Raw genomic sequence first — 6,000 nt, forward strand, 5'->3', positions numbered from 1 at the left:
AGAGCTATTGCGTTACCGCGGCTTGTCATGTGTATAGTAAGCATTACTCGGCCTGAGCCGAGGGTGTATCAGCCCGACCCCCCGGGGCTGATGCACGACGACCCTCGCCTCCTCCCCCCCTGGCGGGGGTCGTCCCTTTTGTGGGGTCTTTTTCCGGTCTTTCAGACGCCGGTTCCGCGCATACGGACCGCGCGGCGCGGCCGTCCAATTGGTTGCGGACGTTACGTCTCCTTGGCGCCGGTCGAGCGCCGGTCGATGCCTTTGTGCACACTCGCGTCTCTATCCCCAGATCCGCATTTGGGACTGGTGTCCAACATCTCGAACCCGCCAGAGTGGGCGCGTGACTAGCACCTCGCCGGACGAAGTGACGGCTTCCGCGGGCCTCTTGGCGGTGCTGGCGGATCCGGGGCTGCGCCGGGATTTGGACCGCGTGGCCGCGGCCGTCGGTGTCCGGGTGGTCCACGCCGGCGGCGTCGTGAGTCGCAAAACGTGGTCGGCCGCGGCGGCCGTGGTGCTCGATGAAGCGGCGGCCGACAGCTGTGCGCGGGCGGCGCTGCCGCGCCGCCTGCACGTGATAGTGCTCACGGCGGCCGATCCGGCGAACCCGACGTGGGCCGCGGCCGTCGCGGTGGGGGCCGGGCTGGTGCTGCGGCTGCCCGAACAGGAGCGCGACTTGGTGGGGGCGCTCGCCGAGGCCGCCGAGTCCTCGCGCGACGACGGGTCGCGCGGCGAAGTCCTTGCCGTCATCGGAGGGTGCGGCGGGGCCGGCGCTTCGTCGCTGGCGGTCGCCCTGGCGCAGGCCACCACCGATGCGCTGCTGGTGGACCTCGACCCGTGGGGCGGCGGCATCGACCTCCTGCTGGGCGCCGAGAGTGTGCCGGGCCTGCGCTGGCCGGATCTGGCGCTGCAGGGCGGCCGGCTCAACTGGTCGTCGGTGCGTGCGGCGCTGCCGCGGCACCGGGGAGTCAGCGTTCTGTCCGGCACCCGCTTCGGATACGAGTTGGCGGCGGCGCCCGTGCAAGCCATCGTCGATGCGGGTCGCCGCGGCGCGGTCACGGTAATCTGCGACCTTCCGCGTCGGCTCACCGACGCGGCGCAAGCGGCGCTCGATGCCGCCGACCTCGTCGTCGTGGTCAGCCGATGTGATGTGCGCGCGTGCGCGGCGACGGGTGCACTGGCTCCGGTGCTGGGCGCCGTCAACCCCAACGTGGGATTGGTGGTGCGCGGTCCGTCGCCGGGAGGGTTGCGGGCAGGCGAGATCGCCGACATCACCGGGCTGCCGTTGCTGGCGTCCATGAGGGCCGAACCGCGCTTGGCCGAGCAGGTGGAGCGCGGCGGCCTCCGGGTCGGACGGCGACCCGCGCTCGCCGCCGCGGCCCGCGAGGTGCTCGCCGTGTTGCCGCGTGCCTCGTCGGGGCCGGCCCGAAAGGGCAGGGCCGCGTGAGCGGTTCGCTGATTGACCGGGTACGCGAGCGGCTGGCCGCCGAAGCCGCCCCGCTGGGCGCTCCCCTGGGGCCGACCGCCGTGGCCGCCGCGATCCGGGCCGAGTCCGGCGGGATGTTGGGCGACACCGAGGTCCTGGCCAATCTCCGGGTGTTGCAGACCGAGCTGACCGGCGCCGGCATCCTCGAACCGTTGTTGTGCGCGGACGGCACCACCGACGTGCTGGTCACCGCGCCCGATGCGGTGTGGGTGGACGACGGGAATGGCTTGCGCCGCACGCCGATTCGGTTTGCCGACGAGGCGGCGGTGCGGCGCCTGGCGCAACGGCTGGCGCTGGCCGCCGGCCGGCGGCTGGACGACGCGCAGCCGTGGGTGGACGGCCAGCTCACCGGCATCGGCGCCGGGTTCGCGGTGCGATTGCACGCGGTGCTGCCGCCCGTGGCGGTCGCGGGCACGTGCGTGTCGCTGCGGGTGCTGCGGCCGGCCAGCCAGGATCTGGCCGCCCTGACCGCGGCGGGCTCCTTGACTCCCGAGGCGGCCGCCCTGGTCGCCGACATCATCGCCGCGCGGCTGGCCTTCCTGGTGTGCGGCGGCACCGGAGCCGGCAAGACGACCCTGCTCGCGGCGATGCTCGGTGCCGTCGCGCCCACCGAACGGATCGTGTGCGTCGAGGATGCCGCCGAGCTGGCGCCCCGGCATCCGCACCTGGTGAAGCTGGTCGCGCGGTGCGCCAACGTCGAGGGCGTCGGCGAGGTTCCGGTGCGCCAACTCGTACGCCAAGCCCTGCGGATGCGGCCCGACCGCATCGTGGTCGGCGAGGTGCGGGGTGCCGAGGTGGTGGATCTGCTGGCGGCGCTGAACACCGGCCACGACGGGGGAGCGGGCACGGTCCATGCGAACAATCCGGCCGAAGTTCCGGCCCGGCTGGAGGCGCTGGGCGCGCTGGGCGGTCTCGACCGCGCGGCACTGCACAGTCAACTCGCCGCGGCCGTGCAGGTGCTGTTGCATGTGACCCGGGATCGCGCCGGGCGGCGCCGGCTGGGTGAGATCGCCGTGCTGCGCCAGGTTGCGGGACGGGTGCGAGCGGTCACGGTGTGGCGTGCCGACGGGGGCATGACCGGCGGCGCCGACCTCCTGCATCGCCTGCTGCAAAGCCGGATGCCGGCATGAGCGGCCCCGCGGCCGGCGCGCTGCTGTTGGCGCTCGCGCTCGTCGTCCTTCCGGCGTCGCCGCGGGGCCGCCTCGCGCCGGCGGTGTCGGTCGGTCGGTGGCGCCCGCGCACCGCTCCCGGCGGGGCTGGCTGGCTTGCGGCGGCGGCCGTGGGCGCCGCCGCCGTGCTGCTGCCGCTGACGACGATGGTGGCGGTCGCGGTAGTGGGGGGCACGGTGAGCCTGCGCTATCACCGCCGCCGCCGGATCCGGTCCGCCCAGTGCGAGGGGCAGGCGCTGGAAGGCGCGCTCGACGTGCTCGTGGGCGAACTGCGCGTCGGCTCGCATCCGGTGCGCGCGTTCGGCGTGGCCGCCGACGAAACCGCCGGCGCGGTCGCGGAGTCGTTGCGGGCGGTGGCCGCCCGCGCCAGGTTGGGTGCCGACGTCGCGGCCGGCTTGCGCGCGGCGGCGCAGTCGTCGGCTCTGTCCGCGCAGTGGGATCGCCTCGCGTTGTGTTGGCAACTGGCCAGCGACCATGGCCTGGCGATAGCCACCCTGATGCGCGCCGCGCAGCGTGATATCGCCGAGCGGCAACGGTTCTCGGCGCGGGTGACATCGAACATGGCCGGTGCGCGTGCAACCGCGGTGATCCTGGCGGGCCTGCCGGTGCTCGGCGTGCTGCTGGGCCAACTGATCGGGGCGCGGCCGCTGGCCTTCCTGCTGGGCGGGCACGCGGGCGGGTGGCTCTTGGTCGTCGGTTCAACCCTGGCGTGCGGCGGCCTGTTGTGGGCCGACCGCATCACCGATCGGCTCGAGTCGTGACGACGGCGGCGGTCCTGCTGGCGGTGGCCGCATGGATCGGCCCGGGTCCGTCGCTGGTGCGGGCGCGGGCGCGGATGCCGGTCCGCGAGCATCGAGCGCGCCCGCGGGTGGGGCCGGCGCGCGGGCCCGACCCACTGGCAATCGCGTCCTGTCTCGACGTGCTGGCCGTGTGCCTGGAAGCGGGCATGGCGGTGGCCACCGCCGCGGCGGCCGCCGCAGCGTCCGCGCCGCCGACGTTGGCCCGGGTGCTGCGGCGCGCGGCCGATCTGCTGGCGCTGGGCGCCGACCCCGTTGTCGCCTGGACGGTTTCGCCCGATGCCCGTGCCGACTCCGCCGATGCGCCGGTCGAAGCGTTGCTGCGGCTCGCTCGGCGATCGGCGGCCTCGGGTGCGGCGCTGGCCGAGGGCGTCTCCGAACTGGCCGACCAGGCCCGTCACGACGCCGCGCACGCGGCCACCGCGACCGCCGAGCGCGCGGGGGTGCTGATCGCCGGACCGCTCGGATTGTGTTTCCTGCCGGCGTTCGTGTGCCTGGGGATCGTTCCCGTGGTGGCCGGGCTCGCCGGTGACGTCCTGCAGTCGGGTTTGTGGTGAGAAGAAAGGGAAGCATTGCTGCACAACATATTTTGGGCATTCGTGGCCCGCGTGACGGTCCTGGCGTCCGACGAGTCGGGCATGTCCACGGTCGAGTACGCCATCGGCACGATCGCCGCCGCCGCCTTCGGGGCGATCCTGTACACGGTCGTGACCGGCGACTCCGTCGTGTCGGCGCTGACCAACATCATCGGTCGCGCGCTCAACACCAAGGTCTAACCGGCAGTGCGGGTGCCAGCACCGTGGAGGCGGCGCTCGGCGTCGCCACGCTGGTCGTCGTCCTGGTGCTGTGTCTGGCCGGCGTCACCACGGTGTCGATGCAGATTCGCTGCGTGGACGCCGCCCGCGAGGCGGCCCGGTTGGCGGCCCGCGGCGACGAACGCTTGGCGCTCGGCGCGGCTCGCCGCATCGCCCCCGGCGGCGCGCGGATCGAGGTGCACCGTGACGGTGAGTTCTTGGTCGCCACCGTCGTCGCGCGCTCGAAGTTGTTGCCGGAGCTTGACATTGCGGCCAAAGCGGTCTCGATGGCGGAGCCGTCGGGATGATCGGGGCTCGGCCACCCTGGTCGCGGCCTGGATGGTCGCGGTGCTGCTGTGCGTCACGGGGGCCGGGGCGTACCTCGGTTCGGTGGTGGTGGCGCGTCATCGCGCACAGGCGGCGGCCGATCTTGCCGCGTTGGCCGCGGCGGCCCGGCTGCCGGCGGGGGCCGAGGCGGCCTGCGCCCGCGCGACGGCGGTGGCCGGCGAGATGCACATCGGCGACGCCAGTTGTGGGATCGACGATCTCGACGTCGTCGTCAGGGTCCGGGTCGCGGTCTTCGGCGGCGCGGCGAGCGCCGCCGCGCGGGCGGGGCCCGTTGGCGGCTGACGCGGGCCCGCGGGTGCCGCGCGTAATAGTCTGTCGACGTGGTGCCGCAATGGCGGATCGGCCCGTTGGTGTTGCCGGTGCATGGTGTCTTCGTGGCGCTGGGCGTCCTGGCCGCCGCCGTCGTGTTCATGGTCGAGGCCCGCCGGCGTGGAGCGGTCAACGAACAATCGTTGGTGGCGGTGACCGGCGCCCTGGTCGGCGGCGCGGTGGGCATGCGCCTCTCCGGTTGGGCCGAGCACCTCGACGTCCGCCTCAACCCGTCGTTGCTGCAGGCGTGGGAATTCGGATCGCGCAGCATTCTGGGCGGACTGTGCGGCGCCTACCTCGGGGTCCTGATCGCCAAGCGGCTCGGCGGCTACACCGGCAAGACCGGTGACTTGTTCGCGCCAGCGGTCGCGCTGGGCATGGCGATCGGCCGCGTCGGCTGCCACCTCACCGAAGCGCCGGGGCGCCCGACCAGCCTGCCGTGGGGCATCCACGCCCCGGCCGGCACACCAAAATGTCCCGGTTGCCTCGCGGGCGTGGCCATGCACCCGTCGTTCCTCTACGAAATCGCTTTCCAGCTGGCCGCGTTCGGGGTCCTGCTGTGGCTGCGCAACCGGATAAGTCATCCGGGTGAGCTGTTCGTCCTCTACGTGGCGGGGTATGCGGTGTTCCGGTTCCTGGTCGAATTCGTCCGGGCCAACGAGACCGTGTGGCTGGGCCTGACCCGGCCGCAGTGGTTTCTCCTGCCCTCGCTCCTGCTGATCGCCGTCCGGCTGCGCCTGGGATATCGGCGGGGCCACTACGACACCGTTCTGCGACGGGAGGCGGTTGCCGCATGACGAACCCACCACCGGGTCCGCCCCCTCCGGACGGGTGGCGGCCCCCGGACTGGCCGCCACCCGGTTATCCCTATGACATGAACCGGCCCTACCCGGGCTGGCAACCGCCGCCGAGCAAGCCGAGCGGCGGCGAAATCTTCGGCGCGACGGCATTGGCGAGGCCGAACAGCACCAGCGGGCCGACGACGACGTTGATTCCGGCATACAGCGCCATCCCGGCGATGGCCGCGCCGAAGATTTCGCCGCCGCTCGGCTTGCTCGGCGGCGGTTGCCAGCCCGGGTAGGGCCGGTTCATGTCATAGG

The 6,000-nt window shown here is 73.3% G+C and carries 9 protein-coding genes; 8 read left to right on the plus strand and 1 reads right to left on the minus strand.

Annotation, left to right across the window (positions count from 1 at the left end; genetic code table 11):
- The first annotated feature begins 391 nt into the window (after positions 1 to 391).
- The 8 genes from ssd to A5711_RS18595 are packed head-to-tail and all read left to right on the plus strand — an operon-like array spanning position 392 to position 5,697.
- Positions 392 to 1,444 carry a septum site-determining protein Ssd gene (gene ssd / locus A5711_RS18560; protein WP_067949059.1) on the plus strand — a complete coding sequence of 351 codons (1,053 nt, stop codon included), beginning with the start codon at positions 392 to 394 and terminating at the stop codon, positions 1,442 to 1,444.
- Positions 1,441 to 2,613, plus strand: a complete 1,173-nt coding sequence (locus A5711_RS18565; protein ID WP_082975769.1) for a TadA family conjugal transfer-associated ATPase — start codon at positions 1,441 to 1,443, stop codon at positions 2,611 to 2,613. Before ssd ends, A5711_RS18565 begins: the two co-directional genes overlap by 4 nt.
- Positions 2,610 to 3,413 (plus strand): type II secretion system F family protein, encoded by an 804-nt coding sequence (locus A5711_RS18570; protein ID WP_067949045.1) that lies wholly within the window; start codon positions 2,610 to 2,612, stop codon positions 3,411 to 3,413. The genes A5711_RS18565 and A5711_RS18570 overlap by 4 nt, the downstream gene beginning before the upstream one ends.
- Complete coding sequence (locus tag A5711_RS18575; RefSeq protein WP_197500972.1) at positions 3,410 to 4,006, plus strand: type II secretion system F family protein; 597 nt, start codon at positions 3,410 to 3,412, stop codon at positions 4,004 to 4,006. Before A5711_RS18570 ends, A5711_RS18575 begins: the two co-directional genes overlap by 4 nt.
- A gap of 18 nt (positions 4,007 to 4,024) precedes the next feature.
- Positions 4,025 to 4,225: a DUF4244 domain-containing protein gene (locus A5711_RS18580; RefSeq protein WP_067949063.1), complete on the plus strand. Its 201-nt coding sequence runs from the start codon at positions 4,025 to 4,027 to the stop codon at positions 4,223 to 4,225.
- Positions 4,226 to 4,248: 23 nt separating this feature from the next.
- Positions 4,249 to 4,551 carry a TadE family type IV pilus minor pilin gene (locus A5711_RS18585; protein ID WP_067949047.1) on the plus strand — a complete coding sequence of 101 codons (303 nt, stop codon included), beginning with the start codon at positions 4,249 to 4,251 and terminating at the stop codon, positions 4,549 to 4,551.
- Positions 4,552 to 4,582: 31 nt separating this feature from the next.
- Positions 4,583 to 4,873 carry an Rv3654c family TadE-like protein gene (locus A5711_RS18590; RefSeq protein ID WP_231972040.1) on the plus strand — a complete coding sequence of 97 codons (291 nt, stop codon included), beginning with the start codon at positions 4,583 to 4,585 and terminating at the stop codon, positions 4,871 to 4,873.
- Between the two features lie 38 nt (positions 4,874 to 4,911).
- A complete protein-coding gene (locus A5711_RS18595) occupies positions 4,912 to 5,697 on the plus strand; it encodes a prolipoprotein diacylglyceryl transferase (protein WP_067949049.1) in 786 nt (261 codons plus the stop codon).
- Positions 5,698 to 5,785: 88 nt separating this feature from the next.
- Here the strand turns inward: A5711_RS18595 and A5711_RS27325 are convergent.
- On the minus strand, positions 5,786 to 6,000 hold a 215-nt coding region (locus A5711_RS27325; RefSeq protein WP_197520826.1), incomplete at its 5' end, for a hypothetical protein.

The organism is Mycobacterium sp. E2238 (assembly GCF_001672665.1).
In the GTDB taxonomy this organism is placed as follows: Bacteria; Actinomycetota; Actinomycetes; order Mycobacteriales; family Mycobacteriaceae; genus Mycobacterium.

Excerpts from the sequence above, each read along its gene's own strand:
- A5711_RS18590 (WP_231972040.1), top strand. The coding sequence starts at position 4,583 with ATGGTCGCGGTGCTGCTGTGCGTCACGGGGGCCGGGGCGTACCTCGGT.
- A5711_RS18570 (WP_067949045.1), top strand. The coding sequence starts at position 2,610 with ATGAGCGGCCCCGCGGCCGGCGCGCTGCTGTTGGCGCTCGCGCTCGTC.